This window comes from Geodermatophilus sp. DSM 44513 (assembly GCF_032460525.1).
Classification (GTDB): Bacteria; Actinomycetota; Actinomycetes; order Mycobacteriales; family Geodermatophilaceae; genus Geodermatophilus.
The window spans coordinates 2,971,631-2,986,249 of the sequence record NZ_CP135963.1 but is presented as its reverse complement, the minus strand read 5'-3'; the positions used below and the strand labels follow the sequence as shown (position 1 = coordinate 2,986,249).

The window sequence follows — 14,619 nt, the reverse complement described above, 5'->3', positions numbered from 1 at the left end:
GCGTCCCCGGCTGCCCGTGAGAGGACCCTCCGTGCGACTGACCACCCTGCGCCTGGACGGCGCCGAGACCGGCGCGCTGGTGCGCCCCGGCGGCGCGGTGCCGCTGCCCGTGCTCAACGAGGACGCGGGCACCGACTGGCCGGAGACCGTGCAGGAGCTGCTGGAGACCGGCCGGCTGGCGGAGCTGCGCGACTGGGTGGCCGGCCGGGACGCCGCCGGGCTCGACGGGCTGGTCGTGCCTCAGGAGCAGCTGGCGTACGCCCCGCTCTACCGGCGCCCGCGCAAGATCTGGGGCATCGGGCTCAACTACGTGGAGCACGCCGCCGACCTGTCGGAGAAGGCGCCCTCGACCGAGCCGGCCAGCTTCCTCAAGCCCGACACCACGATCATCGGCCCGGGCGACGCCATCCGGATCCCCCCGCAGTCCCAGCGCACCACCGCCGAGGGCGAGCTCGGCGTGGTCATCGGCCGGCAGTGCAGGGACGTCGACGAGGCCGACGCGGCCTCGGTGGTCGCCGGGTTCACCACGATCGTCGACATGACCGCCGAGGACATCCTGGAGAAGAACCCGCGCTACCTGACCCGCTCCAAGAGCTTCGACACCTTCTTCAGCTTCGGCCCCGAGCTGGTCACGGTCGACGAGGTGGCCGACGTCGAGGCGCTGGAGGTGGCCACCGTCCACAACGGGCAGGTGCACCGGCGCAACGTCGTGTCGAACATGACCTTCCGGCCCTGGTGGCTGGTCGCCTTCCACTCGCGGGTCATGACCCTGCTGCCCGGCGACGTCATCTCCACCGGGACGCCGGGCGCGGTGCACATCCGCTCCGGTGACACCGCCGGCGTGCAGATCACCGGCTTCCGCGAGCTCACCAACCCCGTGGCCTGACGGCCCCCGATCGACGGAGCGCACCTGCGATGGACCTCGAACTCACCGGCCGGGTCGCCCTGGTCACCGCCGCCTCCAAGGGCCTGGGCCGCGCCACCGCCACCCGGCTGGCCGCCGAGGGAGCGCGGGTGATGATCTCCAGCCGCGGCGCCGACCAGCTGGCCCGCACCGCGCAGGAGATCGCCGAGGCCACCGGCGCGCAGGTCGAGCACTGCCCGGCCGACGTCGCCGACGCCGCCGACCTCGACCGGCTGCTGACCGAGACCCGGGAGCGCCTCGGCGGCGTCGACGTCCTGGTCAACAACGCCGGCGGCCCGAGGCCCGGCGGGTTCGACGCCCTGGACGACGCCGCCTGGCAGGGTGCCTTCGAGCTGAACCTGCTCTCCAGCGTGCGGCTGTTCCGCGGCGTGCTGCCGCACATGCGCGAGCAGCGGTGGGGCCGGATCGTCACCGTGGCGTCCTCGTCGATCAAGCAGCCGATCGACAACCTGATGCTGTCCAACACCTTCCGGGTGGGCATCCTCGGGCTGGCCAAGAGCCTGGCCCTCGAGGTCGCCGGCGACGGCGTGCTGGTCAACACCATCGGACCGGGGCGGATCGCCACCGACCGCGTGGCCAGCCTGGACGCCGCCGCCGCCGAGCGGACCGGGCTGCCGGTCGAGGAGGTCCGCGCGAAGAGCGAGGCCGCCATCCCCGTCGGCCGCTACGGCACCCCGGAGGAGTTCGCCAACGTCGCGGCGTTCCTCGTCTCCGGCGCGAACACCTACGTCACCGGCCAGAACCTGCTGGTCGACGGCGGCATGGTCCGGGCCATCTGATGCGCATCGCGCGTTACGAGCCGGCCGGGGGCGGCCCGGCGTCGCACGGCCTGGTGGAGGGCGACGGCGACGACGCCGTCGTCGTCCGGCTGGACGGCGACCCGTTCGGCGGCGTCCGGACGACGGGGGAGCGGACCCCGCTGGCCGACGTCCGGCTGCTCGCCCCCGTGGAGCCGAGCAAGGTGCTGTGCCTGGGCCGCAACTACGCCGAGCACGCCCGGGAGCTGGGCAACGAGGTGCCCGAGATCCCGGTGGTGTTCGCCAAGTTCTCCACCTCGGTGGTGGGCCCCGACGCGGAGGTGCCCTACCCGCCGGACACCGCCGACCTGCACTTCGAGGGTGAGCTGGCCGTCGTCATCGGCACCGAGTGCACCCGCGTGCCGGCCGAGCGGGTGGCCGGGGTGGTGCTGGGCTACACCGTCGCCAACGACCTGACGATGCGGGACCTGCAGCGCGCGGAGAAGCAGTGGACCCGCGCGAAGGGCTTCGACCGGTCCTGCCCGCTGGGCCCCTGGGTGGAGACCGACGTGGACCCCTCGGCACTGGCGCTGCGGACGACGGTGAACGGCGACGTGCGCCAGGACGGCACCACCGCCGACATGCTGCTGGACGTGGCCGCGTGCGTGTCCTGGGTCAGCCAGACGATGACCCTGCTGCCCGGGGACGTCGTGCTGACCGGCACCCCGGCCGGCGTCGGGTCGCTGCACGCCGGCGACGAGGTGACGGTGAGCATCGCCGGCATCGGGTCGCTGACCACCCGCATCACCGCCGGCTGACCGCCCGTCGGCGCTGCCCGCCCCCGGGGGAGCGGGCAGCGGCCGCGGCCCTCAGCGCTGGTCGAGGGGCAGGAAGGTGCGCTCGGTGGCGCCGGTGTAGACCTGCCGGGGGCGGCCGATCTTGGTGGCCGGGTCGGCGATCATCTCCCGCCACTGGGCGATCCACCCGGGCAGGCGGCCCAGGGCGAACAGCACGGTGAACATGCGGGTGGGGAAGCCCATGGCCCGGTAGATCAGGCCGGTGTAGAAGTCGACGTTGGGGTAGAGCTTGCGCTCGACGAAGTAGTCGTCGGACAGCGCGATCTCCTCCAGCTGCCGGGCCAGGTCCAGCAGCTGGTTGTCCCCGCCGAGCTTGTCCAGCACGGAGTCGGCGGTCGACTTCACGATCGCGGCGCGGGGGTCGTAGTTCTTGTACACCCGGTGCCCGAAGCCCATCAGCTTCACCCCGGGCTCGCGCTTCTTGACCCGCTCCACGAAGGCGGGGATGTCCCCGCCCTCGCGCTGGATCGACTCGAGCATCTCCAGCACCGACTGGTTGGCCCCGCCGTGCAGCGGGCCGAACAGGGCGTTGATGCCGGCCGACACGGAGGCGAAGAGGTTGGCCTGGGAGGAGCCGACCAGGCGCACGGTGGAGGTGGAGCAGTTCTGCTCGTGGTCGGCGTGCAGCACGAACAGCATGTCCAGGGCGGCGGCCAGGTCCGGGTCGACCTCGTAGGGCTCGGCGGGGAACCCGAAGGTCATCCGCAGGAAGTTCTCCGTCAGGCCCAGGGAGTTGTCCGGGTACAGGAACGGCTGCCCGACGGACTTCTTGTAGGCGTAGGCGGCGATGGTGGGCAGCTTGGCCAGCAGCCGCAGGGTGGAGATCTCCACCTGCCGGTCGTCGAAGGGGTCCAGCGAGTCCTGGTAGAAGGTGGACAGCGCCGACACCGCCGAGGAGAGCACCGGCATGGGGTGCGCGTCGCGGGGGAAGCCCTTGAAGAACTGCTTGAGGTCCTCGTGCAGCAGGGTGTGCCGGCGCAGCCGGGAGTCGAAGTCGGACAGCTGGTCGGCGGTGGGCAGCTCGCCGTAGATCAGCAGGTAGGACACCTCGGCGAAGGACGCCTTGCCGGCCAGCTGGTCGATCGGGTAGCCGCGGTAGCGCAGGATCCCGGCGTCACCGTCGATGTAGGTGATCGCCGAGGTGCACGCGGCGGTGTTGACGAAGCCGATGTCCAGGGCCACGTGACCGGTCGTGGCCAGCAACTTGCCGGTGTCCAGACCGGCCGCCCCCTCGGTGGCCGGGACCACGCGCAGGGGCAGATCTCCACCAGGGTGGCGCAGGGACACGACGGGGTCACCGGCGGCCGAGGCGCTCGCAGACTCGCTCATGGGCCCGGGACGCTAGCCCCCTCAGGTGACGGGCGCTGCAGCGACCCGCCTGCCGCCGGCCCCGGCTCCCCACCACCGCACGTCGGGTCGCGCCCCGGGCCGCGCCTGCGGTGGTCAGCCGGCCCGGTCCAGGAGTGCCTGCAGTCGTCGCTGGGCCTCCTCGGTGCCGAGGCAGAGCGCCTGCGCGGCGGCGTCGACGAGGCGGTGGCGGTCCCCGCCCACGCGCATCGCCTCCTTGGCCAACCGCTGGGCCAGGGGTGCCGCGGCGCCCAGGTCGTCCAGCAGGGCGTCGAGCGCGGCGTCCAGCCCCGCGGGGGTGGTGACCCGCGAGGCCAGGCCGAGCGTGGCGGCCTCCCGGCCGCGGATCCGCCGGCCGGTGAGGACCAGGTCGGTCGCCGTGCCGGTGCCCACCAGGGCGGCCAGCCGGGTGAGCGCCCCGGCGCTGGGGATGATCCCGAGCCGCACCTCGGGCAGCCCCCACTGGGCGTCCTCGGTGGTGATCCGGACGTCGCAGGCCAGGGCCAGCTCGCAGCCGCCGCCCAGCGCCGCACCGTCGACCACGGCCACCGTCGGCCACGGGTGGTCGTACAGCCGCTGGAACAGTGCGCTGTTGACCCGGCCCAGGCTGTCCTCCACGGTGCGCGCCCGGAGCGAGGCCACGTCGGTCCCGGACACGAACATCCCGGGGACGGCGCTGCGCAGGACCAGCGGCAGCGGGGTGGCCGCGTGCTCCTCGAGGGCGGCGCCGAGTGCCCGGCTCATCGGTACCGACAGCGCGTTGCGCTGCGCGGGCCGGTCGATCAGCACGGTCACCGCACGGTCGTCGCGGAGGACCCGCACCGGGGCGGCGTCGTCGGCCGCGATCGACTCAGCCATTGCCACACTGTATAGGATGTGTGACAGCTCACCCCCGAGGAGGCCCCGCCGTGCCGCACCAGGCCCTGCCGCCCGCCCAGGTGGCCGCTCTACTGGGGAGCGCCGGTGTGTCGCTGGCCCGGAGCGCGTCCGTCGACGACGTGGCCGGGGTGGGCGCCGCGTTCGCCGAGCTGGGCGCCGCGCCCGTCGTCCTCAAGGCCGGCGGCCTGCTGCACAAGACCGACGCCGGCGGCGTCGTCCTCGGGTTGCGCTCGGCCGCGGCGGTGGTGGACACGGCGGAGGACATGGTCGCCCGCCTCGGGCCGCAGGCCTACCCGCTGGTCCTGCAGGAGCAGGTGCGCGGCCTGGAGATCCTGGTGGGCGCGCGGCGCGACCCGCAGCTCGGGGCCGCGGTCGTCGTGGGCCTCGGCGGGGTCGCCACCGAGGTGCACGACGACATCGTCACCACGATGGCACCGCTGGACCGGGACGAGGCCCGGGCCGCGCTGCGCCAGCTGCGGGCCTGGCCGCTGCTGGACGGCTTCCGCGGCGAGCCCGGCCGCGACCTCGAGGCGCTGGTGGACACCGTCGTCGCGGTCTCCCGGCTGGTCGAGCAGGACGAGGCGATCGTCGAGCTCGACCTCAACCCGGTGATGGTCGGCCACGCGGGGCAGGGCGTCGCCGTGGTCGACGCCCGGGTGATCCGGACCGACGAGCCGCCACCGGCGGAGCGGGCCAGCTACGACCTGGACCGGATGCTGCGCCCGCGGCACGTCGTCGTGGTCGGCGTCTCCGACGACCCGCACAAGGTCGGTGCCCGGTTGTTCCGCTACCTCGACGACCACGGCTTCCCCGGCCGGCTCGACGCGGTCCACCCCTCCGGCGGGGAGGTCCGCGGCCGCCGGCGCCACACCTCGCTGGCCGAGGTCGAGGGCTCACCGGACCTGGTCTGCATCACGGTGCCCGGACGCCACGTCCTCGACGTCGCCCGCCAGGCGGTGGACAAGCAGGTCGGCGGCGTGATCGTGCACAGCTCGGACTTCGCCGAGGTCGGGGAGGAGGGGCGGGCCGCGCAGGAGGAGCTGGCCCGCGTGCTCCGGGAGGGCGGGGTGCCGCTGGCCGGCCCCAACGACATGGGCGTGGTGGCCCCGTTCCGCAGGCTCACCGCCTCGATCTCCGGCGGCCTCGAGGAGGACCTTGTCCAGGGCGGGGTCGCCCTGCTCAGCAGCTCCGGTGCGCTGGGCAGCTGCCTGGGCACGCGGCTCATGGGGGAGCGGGTCGGGCTGAGCTACTGGATCCACGCCGGCAACGAGGCCGACCTGGTGATCGCCGACTACCTCGAGTGGCTGGCCCGCGACGAGGACACCCGATCGGTCGCACTGCTGCTCGAGGACGTCAAGGACGGGTCCCGGTTCATCGCCGCCGGCCGGCGCATGGCAGCCGCCGGCAAGCCGATGTTCGCCTACAACGCGGTCCGCTCCGACCGCGGCCGGGCCGCCGCGCTGAGCCACACCGGCGCCATGGTCGGCTCCTTCGCCGTCCGTGAGGCCGTCGTCCGGGCGGCCGGCATGGTGAGCGTGCCCTCGCTGCGGGTGCTCGAGGACGCCGTGGCGCTGGCCGCCCTCGAGCCGCTGCCGGCGGGCGACCGGCTGGTCGCGGTCACCTTCTCCGGCGGGGCCTGCTCGATCATCGCCGACGAGGGCGAGGCCGCCGGGATCCAGCTTCCGGAGCTGTCCGAGGCCACCCGCGAGGCGGTCCGGCCGCACCTGCCCTCCTACGCGGCGGTGCGCAACCCCCTGGACTGCAGCTACCAGATGATCACGCAGCCCGACGCCTTCGAGGAGCTCATCACCGCGCTCACCGAGCGCGGGGAGTACGACGCGCTGCTGCTGCAGTTCACCACCAACGCCGACCCGTACGCGGCGAAGATCGCGGAGAAGGTGGTCGCCATGCGGGACCGGCTGGACATCCCGCTCTACGTCTCCCGCTACGGCGGCGCGCAGCTCGCCCCGCAGGCACTGGAGGTCTACCGGGACAACGCCGTGCACGTGCTGGACGCCCCGGACCGCGCGACCCTCGCCGTGGCCGCGGTCATGGCCGGCGCCCGCGCGCTGCGCGCCCACGGGGCGGGGGCCGCCCGGTGACCGCGCTGCAGCCGGCCCCCGCGCAACCGGGCGCGCGCCCGGCGCTGACCGCCCAGCTCGTCGACTGGGCCGCCGGCCTGCGTCCCGCCGACCTGCCCGACGCCGTCGTCCACCAGGCCAAGCGGGTGCTGCTGGACTACGTCGCCGCCACCCTCGTGGGTTCCACCTCCGGGGCGGCGCGGATCGTGCAGCGCTTCGTCGCCGAGACCGAGGGGCCGGGGCCGGCGACCGTGCTCGGCACCGCGCTGCGGGCCACCGCGCCGAGCGCCGCCCTGGTCAACGGGACGGCCACGCACGGGCTCGAGGTCGACGACGGCTACACCCCGGGCAGCACCCACCCCGGCGGCCCGATCGGCTCCGCGGTGCTCGCCGTCGCCGAGGCGCGGGGCGCCGACCCCGAGGAGCTCCTGCTGGCCATGGCGGTCGGCCTGGAGCTGACCTGCCGCATCGGCGGTGCCGGCCACCCGGCCACCTGGCGCCGCGGCTTCCACAACACCCCGGTCAACGGGGTCTTCGGCGCCGCGGCCGCCGCGGCCCGGCTGCTCGGCGCCGACCGGGCCGCCCTCGCCGACGCCCTGGGCATCGCCGGCTCGCACGCCGGTGGGCTGTTCGAGTTCCTGCACGGCGGCGGCGAGGTCAAGCGGTTGCACCCGGGCAAGGCCGCGCGCGACGGGATCGTCAGCGCCGAGCTGGCCGTGCGCGGGCTCACCGGCCCGACGACGGTGCTCGAGGGGCCCAACGGCTACCTGCACGCCTTCGCCGACGACCGGTACGACGCCGAGCACCTGGTCGGGGGCCTGGGCAGCGACTGGCGGATGCTCGGGATGTACGTCAAGCCCTATCCCTGCTGCCGGCACCTGCACGGCCCGATCGACGCGATCCTGGCCATGGCCGCCGAGGAGCCGCTCGACCCGGCCGGCGTGGAGTCGGTGCGGGTGGAGACCTTCCCCGCGGCCGCCCGCCACGGCGGGAAGCGCATCGACGACCTCATCTCCGCGCAGATGAGCATCCCGTACGCGGTGGCGACGACGGTGGTGCACGGCGTCCCCGGCCTCGAGCACTTCGGCGACGAGGCGCGCGCGGACCCGCGGATCGCCCGCATCGTCGACGTCGTCGAGGTCGAGGAGGCCGAGGACTGCGTCCGCGACTACCCGGCCATGCGGCCGGCCCGGGTCACCGTGCGCGCCGGTGGCCGCGAGCGGGTGCTGCGCATCGACCAGCCCTACGGCGAGCCGAGCAACCCGATGAGCGACGCCGACCTCGAGCGCAAGCTGCACCGGCTGGCCGGGCCGGTCGTCGGGGACCGGCGCTGCGCCGACATCGCCGCCGCCGTCTGGGCCCTCGACGACCCGGCGCGGCTGTTCGCGTTGCTCGGGGCCCCGGGCGACGTCCGGTGAGCGCCGGCCCGCACCTGCTCTTCTGGGGCCCCGAGGGCCCGATCAGCGCCCTCTACCGCGAGCGGCTCCCTGCCGGCTGGCGGCTGAGCGCGCTGCGCGACCGGGACGACGAGGAGGGCAAGCTGCGGCTGCTCCCCGACGTCGACGTCGTCGTGCACACCGACAACACCCCGCTGACCCGGGCGCACCTGGACGCCGCGCCGCGGCTGCGGCTGGTGCACCGCCAGGGCGTCGGGCTCGACGCCGTCGACCAGGACGAGCTCCGCGCGCACGGCGTGGCGCTGGCCGTGTGCACCGCGGGCACCGCCGAGTCGGTCGCCGAGCACACCGTGCTGCTCGCGCTGGCCGCCGGGCGGCACCTGGTGCGGCTGCACGAGGAGGTCGCCCGGGCCGGCCGCTGGCCCAAGTGGGAGTACCGCGGCAGCTCCGTCGGCCTGCACGGCGCCACCGTCGGGCTGGTCGGCTTCGGCCGGATCGGCCAGGCCGTCGCCCGCGCCGTCCTGGCGCTGGGCAGCGAGGTGCTGGTGCACCGGCGCACCGACGGCCCGCTCGGCCCGGAGTGGGCAGGACGGCCGGTCCGCGCGGCAGGAGGCCTCGAGGAGCTGTTCGCCGGGTCGGACGTGGTGAGCCTGCACTGCCCCCTGCTGCCGGAGAACCGCGGCATGGTCGGCGCGCGCCTGCTGGACCTGATGCGCGAGCACTCGGTCTTCGTCAACACCGCGCGCGGCGGGCTGGTCGTCGAGGACGACCTGGTGGCCGCGCTGCGCGCCGGGCGCCCCGCCGCGGCCGGGCTGGACGTCTTCGTGCAGGAGCCGGTGGCGCCGGACCACCCGCTGCTCGGCCTGCCGAACGTCGTGGTGACGCCGCACTGCGCGGCCGGTACCCGCACCACGTCGGTCCGCAAGGCACAGGCCGTGCTCGACAACGTCGGCCGGTTCTGGGCCGGGGAACCGGTCGAGGACCTGGTCGTCTGACCGCGCCGCCCGAGGAGGACGTCGATGAACCGCACCTGGCCCGCCGGCCTGGTGGACACCCACGTGCACACCGCCCCCGACGTCATCCCGCGGCTGATGACCGACTCCGAGCTGGCCCGCGCCGTGGACGAGGCCGGCTACCGCGCGGTGGTGCTCAAGAGCCACCACACCGTCACCGCCGCCCGGGCCACGATGGCCCAGGAGCACGCCACCGAGACCCAGGTCCTCGGCGGCGTCGTGCTCAACGTGCAGGCCACCGGCGGCATCAACCCGCACGCGGTGGACACGGTGCTCAGGCTCGGCGGCCGGGTGGTGTGGCTGCCCACCATCACCGCGGCCAACCAGGTCCGGCACGCCGCGGAGAAGGGCATCGCCAGCGGCAACCTCGCCCGGCTGGGCAGCATCGAGGGCCCGGGCCTGAGCGTCCTGGACGACGAGGGGCGTCCCACCGCCGACGTCTGCCAGGTCCTCGACCTGATCGCGGCCGCCGGCGCCACGCTGGCCACCGGGCACATCGGGCCGGCCGAGATCGTGCGGGTGGTGCCTGAGGCCCGCCGGCGCGGCGTGCCCAACGTGCTGGTCACCCACCCCGAGCACTCCTGCGTCGGCCTGGGCCTGGACGACCAGCTCCAGCTCGCCGAGCTCGGCGGCGTCTGGTTCGAGCGGGTCTTCGCCGTCACCCTGCCGACCAGCGACGAGGTGCCGCTGGAGCGCATCGCCGAGGCCGTGCGCACCGTCGGCGTCGACAGCACGGTCATGGCCACCGACTTCGGCCAGGCGCACAACGTCTCGCCCGTGGTCGGGTTGCAGCAGTACGTCGAGGCGATGCGGGCCCGCGGGTTCACCCACGCCGACGTCGAGGCGATGACGGTGCACAACCCGACCGCGGCGCTCGCCCTCGACGCACCCGCGGCCACCGCGGAGGCCGGCGCGTGAGCGAGGGACTGCGGGTCGAGGTCCGCGACCGGGTCGGCTACGTCACCATCGACCGGCCGGAGCGGCGCAACGCCCTCGGCGCGGAGGTCATGGCCGGCCTGGTCGAGGCGTTCGTCCGGTTCGACGCCGATGACGACGTCTGGGCGGTGCTGGTCACCGGCGCCGGCGACCAGGCGTTCTCCGCCGGGCGGGACCTCAAGGAGCTGGCCGGGCAGGACGCCGCCGGCGGGCCCCCGCCCTCGCCGATGCGCCAGCCGCTGCGCAACCCCTTCGAGGTGGTCCTGGAGTGCCGCAAGCCCACGGTCGCCGCGCTCAACGGCGCGGCCATGGGCGGCGGGCTGGAGCTGGCGATGGCCTGCGACGTCCGCATCGCTGCCGACCACGCCCGGCTGGCGCTGCCCGAGGCGCTGCGCGGGATGGGGGCCAACTTCGGTTCGGTGGTGCTGCCGCGGCTGGTGCCCCTGGGCATCGCCTACGACATGCTCTACACCGGCCGCACCGTCTCCGCGCAGGAGGCCGAGCGCTGGGGCCTGGTCAACCGCGTCGTGCCCGCAGCCGAGCTCGCCGACACCGCCGAGGGCTACGTGCGCACCCTGCTGGCCAACGCCCCGCTCACCATCCGGCGGTACAAGGCGGTCATCCAGGCCGGCCTGCACCAGTCACCGGCCGCGGCGCTGCGGCTGGACGTCCGGCCCGACCCGTACTCCAGCGAGGACCGTGTCGAGGGCGTGCGCGCCTTCGCCGAGAAGCGGGCACCGCGGTGGCGGGGCCGGTGAGCGCCGCCGAGCCGGCGCCGGTGCCCCTCCCGCCGCGGACCGGCGTCGTGGGCGGTGGCCGGATGGGTGCCGGCATCGCACACGCGCTGCTGCTCACCGGGAGCGAGGTGGTGCTGGTCGAGGCCGACGCCGGCGCCCTGCCGGCGGCGCGGGACCGGGTGGCGGAGGCGGTGCGGCGCAGCGCGGAGCGCGGCGCCCTGGCGGACACGGTGGACGACGTCCTCGCCCGGCTCCAGGTGGCCACCTCCGCCGCCGCGCTCGCCGGCAGCGGCCTGGTCGTCGAGGCCGTCCCGGAGGACGTCGACCTCAAGGCCGCGGTGTTCGCCGACGTGGAGGCCGCCGTGCCGGCCGACGCGGTGATCGCGACCAACACCAGCAGCCTGCCGGTCACCCGGCTGGCCGCGGCACTCCAGCGGCCCGGGCGCGCGCTGGGGCTGCACTTCTTCAACCCGGTGCCGGCCAGCCTGCTCGTCGAGGTGGTGGTGGGGGAGCGGACCGCCCCGGCGGTCGTCGCCCGCGCCACCGGCTGGGTCGGCACGCTCGGCAAGACCCCGGTCGTGGTGCGGGACAGCCCGGGCTTCGCCAGCAGCCGGCTGGGACTGGCCCTCGGCCTGGAGGCGATCCGCATGGTCGAGGAGGGCGTCGCCTCGGCGGAGGACATCGACGCGGCCATGACCCTGGGCTACAAGCACCCGGTGGGGCCGCTGCGGCTCACCGACCTGGTCGGCCTGGACGTGCGGCTCGGCATCGCCCGGCACCTCGCCGCCACCCTGGGCCCGCGGTTCGCGCCACCGGACCTGCTGGCCGAGAAGGTCGCCCGCGGCGAGCTCGGCCGCAAGACCGGCCGCGGCTTCTACGACTGGAGCCGGACGTGACCGGGCCGGCCGGCCCGCGCCGGTCCCGCCTGCCGGTGCTCCACGGCATCCTCGTGGCGCTGCTCCTGATCAGCGGCCTGCTGCTGGTGGGCGGGCAGCCGCTCGCCGGGCTGCTCGTCCTGGCCGTCGCCACCCTGCTCAACGTGCGGCTGCTCGCCCTCCGTCGCCGGCTCGACCGCCGGGGGACGGAGCCGGGCGGCCGACCACCCCGTCCCGGACCGGCGTCGTGACCGGCCCCGGACCCCGTCCCCTCCGCCCCGAGCAGTCATCCAGGAGCAGCAGATGAGCGCACCGTCGTCCACCGCGCCCGTCGTCGTCGGGTTCGTGCCCAGCCCGCAGGGCCGCGCCGCCCTCGAGCACGGCATCGAGGAGGCGCGGCTGCGCGGGACGGGCCTGCTGGTCGTCAACTCGGCCGGCTCCGACGGGTTCGCCGACGCCAAGCGGGTCGGTGAGGAGGACGTCGCGGACCTGCGCACGCAGCTGGACGCCAGCGGGGTCCACTACGAGATCCGTGAGCTGGGCTCCGAGCACAGCCCCAGTGAGCAGCTGGTCACCGCGGCCGAGGAGGCCGGTGCGGCACTGCTGGTGATCGGCATCCGGCAGCGCAGCGCCGTCGGGAAGTTGATCATGGGGAGCAACGCGCAACGGATCCTGCTCGACGCCACCGTGCCCGTGCTGGCCGTCAAGGCGCGCTGAGCGGCGCTGGCACCCCTGCAGGACCTGGAGCCGACCGCCGCTCCACGGGCAGCGGTCCCGAGAGCACGAGGAGAGTCGATGGCAGACGCGAGCAGGCCCCTGGCCGGGCGCACGGCGCTCATCACCGGTGCCGGACGCAACATCGGCCGGGCGATGGCCCGGCAGCTGGCCGCCGCGGGGGCCGACGTGATCGTCAACGTCCGGCAGAACGTGGCCGAGGGCGAGCAGACCGCCGAGGAGGTGCGGGCGCTCGGGTCCCGGGCGATCGTGGTGACCGGGGACGTGTCGAGGGTCGAGGACGTCCGGGCGGTGTTCGAGCGGGGGACCGCGGAGCTCGGCCCGGTGCACGTCCTGGTCAACAACGCCGCGGTGCGCCCGCACCAGCCGTTCCTGGAGATCACGCCGGAGGACTGGAACTGGGTCCTGGGCATCGGGCTGACCGGGGCGTTCCACTGCGCCCAGGCGGCCATCCCCGGCATGGTGGAGGCCGGCTGGGGGCGGATCATCAACATCTCCGGCCGGGACGGGTTCTCCGGGATCCTCAACCGGGCGCACGGCGTCACGGTCAAGGCCGGCATCCACGGGTTCACCAAGGCCCTGGCGCTGGAGTTCGGCCCGGCCGGCATCACGGTCAACACCGTCGTCCCGGGGCTGATCCACACCACCCGGCCCGCGGAGTGGTACCCGACGCTGTCCTACGAGGAGCGGGCCAAGGGCATCCCGGTGCGCCACGCGGGCTCGGTGGAGGACGTCGCCTCCACCGTCCGCTTCCTGGTGGCCGAGGGGGAGTACATCAGCGGCCAGGCGGTGCACGTCAACGGCGGCGAGTTCCTCGTCACCTGACCGGCGCGGGGGCGGGGCCGGAGGCGGTCGGGAGCGGGCGGAGGAGGTGCGGTGGGCAGCCGGGGTCGGCAGGTGCGCGAGGGCCGGTCCCCGCGCTGGCTGCTGCCCCTGCTCGCGGTCGGCGTGCTGGCCCAGACCGCGCTGCACCTGAGCCGGCCGCTGGTCACCTACCGGGTCATCGGCCTGGGCGGCGACGCCTTCGCCGTCGGCCTGGTGACGGCGGCCTTCGCGGTGCTGCCGCTGGTCGTGGCCCTCCCGCTGGGCCGGCTCACCGACCGGCTCCGCGGCCTGGGCCTGCTGCTCGCCGGCGGGTTGCTGTTCTCCGCCGGCGGGACCCTGCTCATGTCCACCACCGGGAGCCTGGCGGCCCTGGCGGCCAGCAGCGCGGTGCTCGGGCTCGGTCAGCTGGTCGTCATGTTCGCCGGCCAGGGGGTCATCGCCCGGTGGTCCGACGACGACCAGCTGGACCGCTTCTTCGGCTTCTTCACCGCCGCCGTGGCGGTCGGCCAGCTGTTCGGCCCCCTGCTGGTCGGCGCGCTGCTCGGCGACGCCGCGGGTGCCGATCTGGTCGCGGCCAGCCGCACCGCCTTCTGGGTGGCCGCCGGCATCGCGCTGCTGCCGCTGCCCCTCGTCGTGCTGATCGCGCTGCGCACCCCCCGGGCGCCGCGACGGCCGGCGGGGGCGGCACCGCCGCCGGTCGAGTCGACCGCGCAGCTGCTGCGCCACCGCGGCGTGGGCGCGGGCATGTTCGCCAGCCTGGCGCTGCTGTCCACCGTCGACATCCTGACCGCCTACCTGCCCCTGATCGGGGAGCGGCGGGGGATCTCACCGGCCGTCGTCGGCGTGCTGCTGGGGCTGCGCGCCGCGGCGACCATCTCCTCCCGGCTGCTGCTGGGCGTGATGCTCCGCTGGCGCTCGCGCGAGCAGCTCATCGTGCTCAGCGCGGCCGGTTCCGCGGTGGTGCTGGCCGTGGTGCCCGTCGCCGGCATCGGCGTGGGCGGCATGGCCGCGGCCCTCGTCGTCGGCGGTTTCCTGCTGGGCGTCGGCCAGCCGCTGACCATGAGCTCGCTGGCGCTGGCCGTCCCGGACAACGCGCGCAGCAGCGTGCTGGGCCTGCGCATGGTGGCCAACCGGGTCGGCCAGGTCGCGGTGCCCGGTCTGGCCGGGGTGGTCGCGGCGTCCGCGGGTGCGGCCGGGGCCTGGTGGCTGTCCTGCGCGGTGCTCGGGGTGGCCGCGCTGGTCTCCCGCCGGGCCGCGCCGTCGTCGCCGGGCTGA

The 14,619-nt window shown here is 75.2% G+C and carries 15 protein-coding genes; 13 read left to right on the top strand and 2 right to left on the bottom strand.

Annotated elements, in window-relative coordinates; translation table 11 throughout:
- The first annotated feature begins 31 nt into the window (after positions 1–31).
- Genes RTG05_RS14460 through RTG05_RS14450 form a run of 3 tightly spaced genes read left to right on the top strand, consistent with a single transcriptional unit; the run spans position 32 to position 2,480 of the window.
- Complete coding sequence (locus RTG05_RS14460; protein ID WP_166525701.1) at positions 32–886, top strand: fumarylacetoacetate hydrolase family protein; 855 nt, start codon at positions 32–34, stop codon at positions 884–886.
- 29 nt (positions 887–915) lie between these two features.
- Positions 916–1,704, top strand: a complete 789-nt coding sequence (locus tag RTG05_RS14455) for an SDR family oxidoreductase (RefSeq protein WP_166525700.1) — start codon at positions 916–918, stop codon at positions 1,702–1,704.
- Positions 1,704–2,480, top strand: a complete 777-nt coding sequence (locus tag RTG05_RS14450) for a fumarylacetoacetate hydrolase family protein (RefSeq protein ID WP_166525699.1) — start codon at positions 1,704–1,706, stop codon at positions 2,478–2,480. The genes RTG05_RS14455 and RTG05_RS14450 overlap by 1 nt, the downstream gene beginning before the upstream one ends.
- A 51-nt stretch (positions 2,481–2,531) precedes the next feature.
- Here RTG05_RS14450 and RTG05_RS14445 read toward each other — a convergent pair whose 3' ends face one another.
- Both RTG05_RS14445 and RTG05_RS14440 read right to left on the bottom strand, forming a co-directional pair.
- On the bottom strand, positions 2,532–3,848 hold the full coding sequence (locus tag RTG05_RS14445; protein WP_166525698.1) for a citrate synthase: 1,317 nt from the start codon (positions 3,846–3,848) through the stop codon (positions 2,532–2,534).
- Positions 3,849–3,962: 114 nt separating this feature from the next.
- Entirely contained in the window at positions 3,963–4,724 is a 762-nt protein-coding gene (locus tag RTG05_RS14440; RefSeq protein WP_166525697.1) for an enoyl-CoA hydratase/isomerase family protein, read from the bottom strand.
- A gap of 50 nt (positions 4,725–4,774) precedes the next feature.
- On the opposite strand from RTG05_RS14440, the gene RTG05_RS14435 reads away from it, so the two are divergent.
- From RTG05_RS14435 to RTG05_RS14390, 10 genes are all read left to right on the top strand, one after another.
- Entirely contained in the window at positions 4,775–6,847 is a 2,073-nt protein-coding gene (locus RTG05_RS14435; RefSeq protein ID WP_166525696.1) for an acetate--CoA ligase family protein, read from the top strand.
- Positions 6,844–8,244, top strand: coding sequence for an MmgE/PrpD family protein (locus RTG05_RS14430; protein ID WP_208104576.1), 1,401 nt, complete (start codon positions 6,844–6,846; stop codon positions 8,242–8,244). The genes RTG05_RS14435 and RTG05_RS14430 overlap by 4 nt, the downstream gene beginning before the upstream one ends.
- Positions 8,241–9,218: an NAD(P)-dependent oxidoreductase gene (locus RTG05_RS14425; protein ID WP_166525695.1), complete on the top strand. Its 978-nt coding sequence runs from the start codon at positions 8,241–8,243 to the stop codon at positions 9,216–9,218. The genes RTG05_RS14430 and RTG05_RS14425 overlap by 4 nt, the downstream gene beginning before the upstream one ends.
- 24 nt (positions 9,219–9,242) lie before the next feature.
- Positions 9,243–10,154 (top strand): DUF6282 family protein, encoded by a 912-nt coding sequence (locus RTG05_RS14420; RefSeq protein ID WP_166525694.1) that lies wholly within the window; start codon positions 9,243–9,245, stop codon positions 10,152–10,154.
- On the top strand, positions 10,151–10,930 hold the full coding sequence (locus RTG05_RS14415) for an enoyl-CoA hydratase/isomerase family protein (protein ID WP_166525693.1): 780 nt from the start codon (positions 10,151–10,153) through the stop codon (positions 10,928–10,930). The genes RTG05_RS14420 and RTG05_RS14415 overlap by 4 nt, the downstream gene beginning before the upstream one ends.
- Complete coding sequence (locus RTG05_RS14410) at positions 10,927–11,805, top strand: 3-hydroxyacyl-CoA dehydrogenase family protein (protein WP_166525692.1); 879 nt, start codon at positions 10,927–10,929, stop codon at positions 11,803–11,805. The genes RTG05_RS14415 and RTG05_RS14410 overlap by 4 nt, the downstream gene beginning before the upstream one ends.
- Positions 11,802–12,035: a hypothetical protein gene (locus RTG05_RS14405; RefSeq protein ID WP_166525691.1), complete on the top strand. Its 234-nt coding sequence runs from the start codon at positions 11,802–11,804 to the stop codon at positions 12,033–12,035. The genes RTG05_RS14410 and RTG05_RS14405 overlap by 4 nt, the downstream gene beginning before the upstream one ends.
- 52 nt (positions 12,036–12,087) lie before the next feature.
- Positions 12,088–12,501 (top strand): universal stress protein, encoded by a 414-nt coding sequence (locus tag RTG05_RS14400; RefSeq protein WP_166525690.1) that lies wholly within the window; start codon positions 12,088–12,090, stop codon positions 12,499–12,501.
- 78 nt (positions 12,502–12,579) lie between these two features.
- Complete coding sequence (locus RTG05_RS14395; RefSeq protein WP_166525689.1) at positions 12,580–13,344, top strand: SDR family NAD(P)-dependent oxidoreductase; 765 nt, start codon at positions 12,580–12,582, stop codon at positions 13,342–13,344.
- Between the two features lie 51 nt (positions 13,345–13,395).
- Positions 13,396–14,619, top strand: a complete 1,224-nt coding sequence (locus tag RTG05_RS14390) for an MFS transporter (RefSeq protein ID WP_208104575.1) — start codon at positions 13,396–13,398, stop codon at positions 14,617–14,619.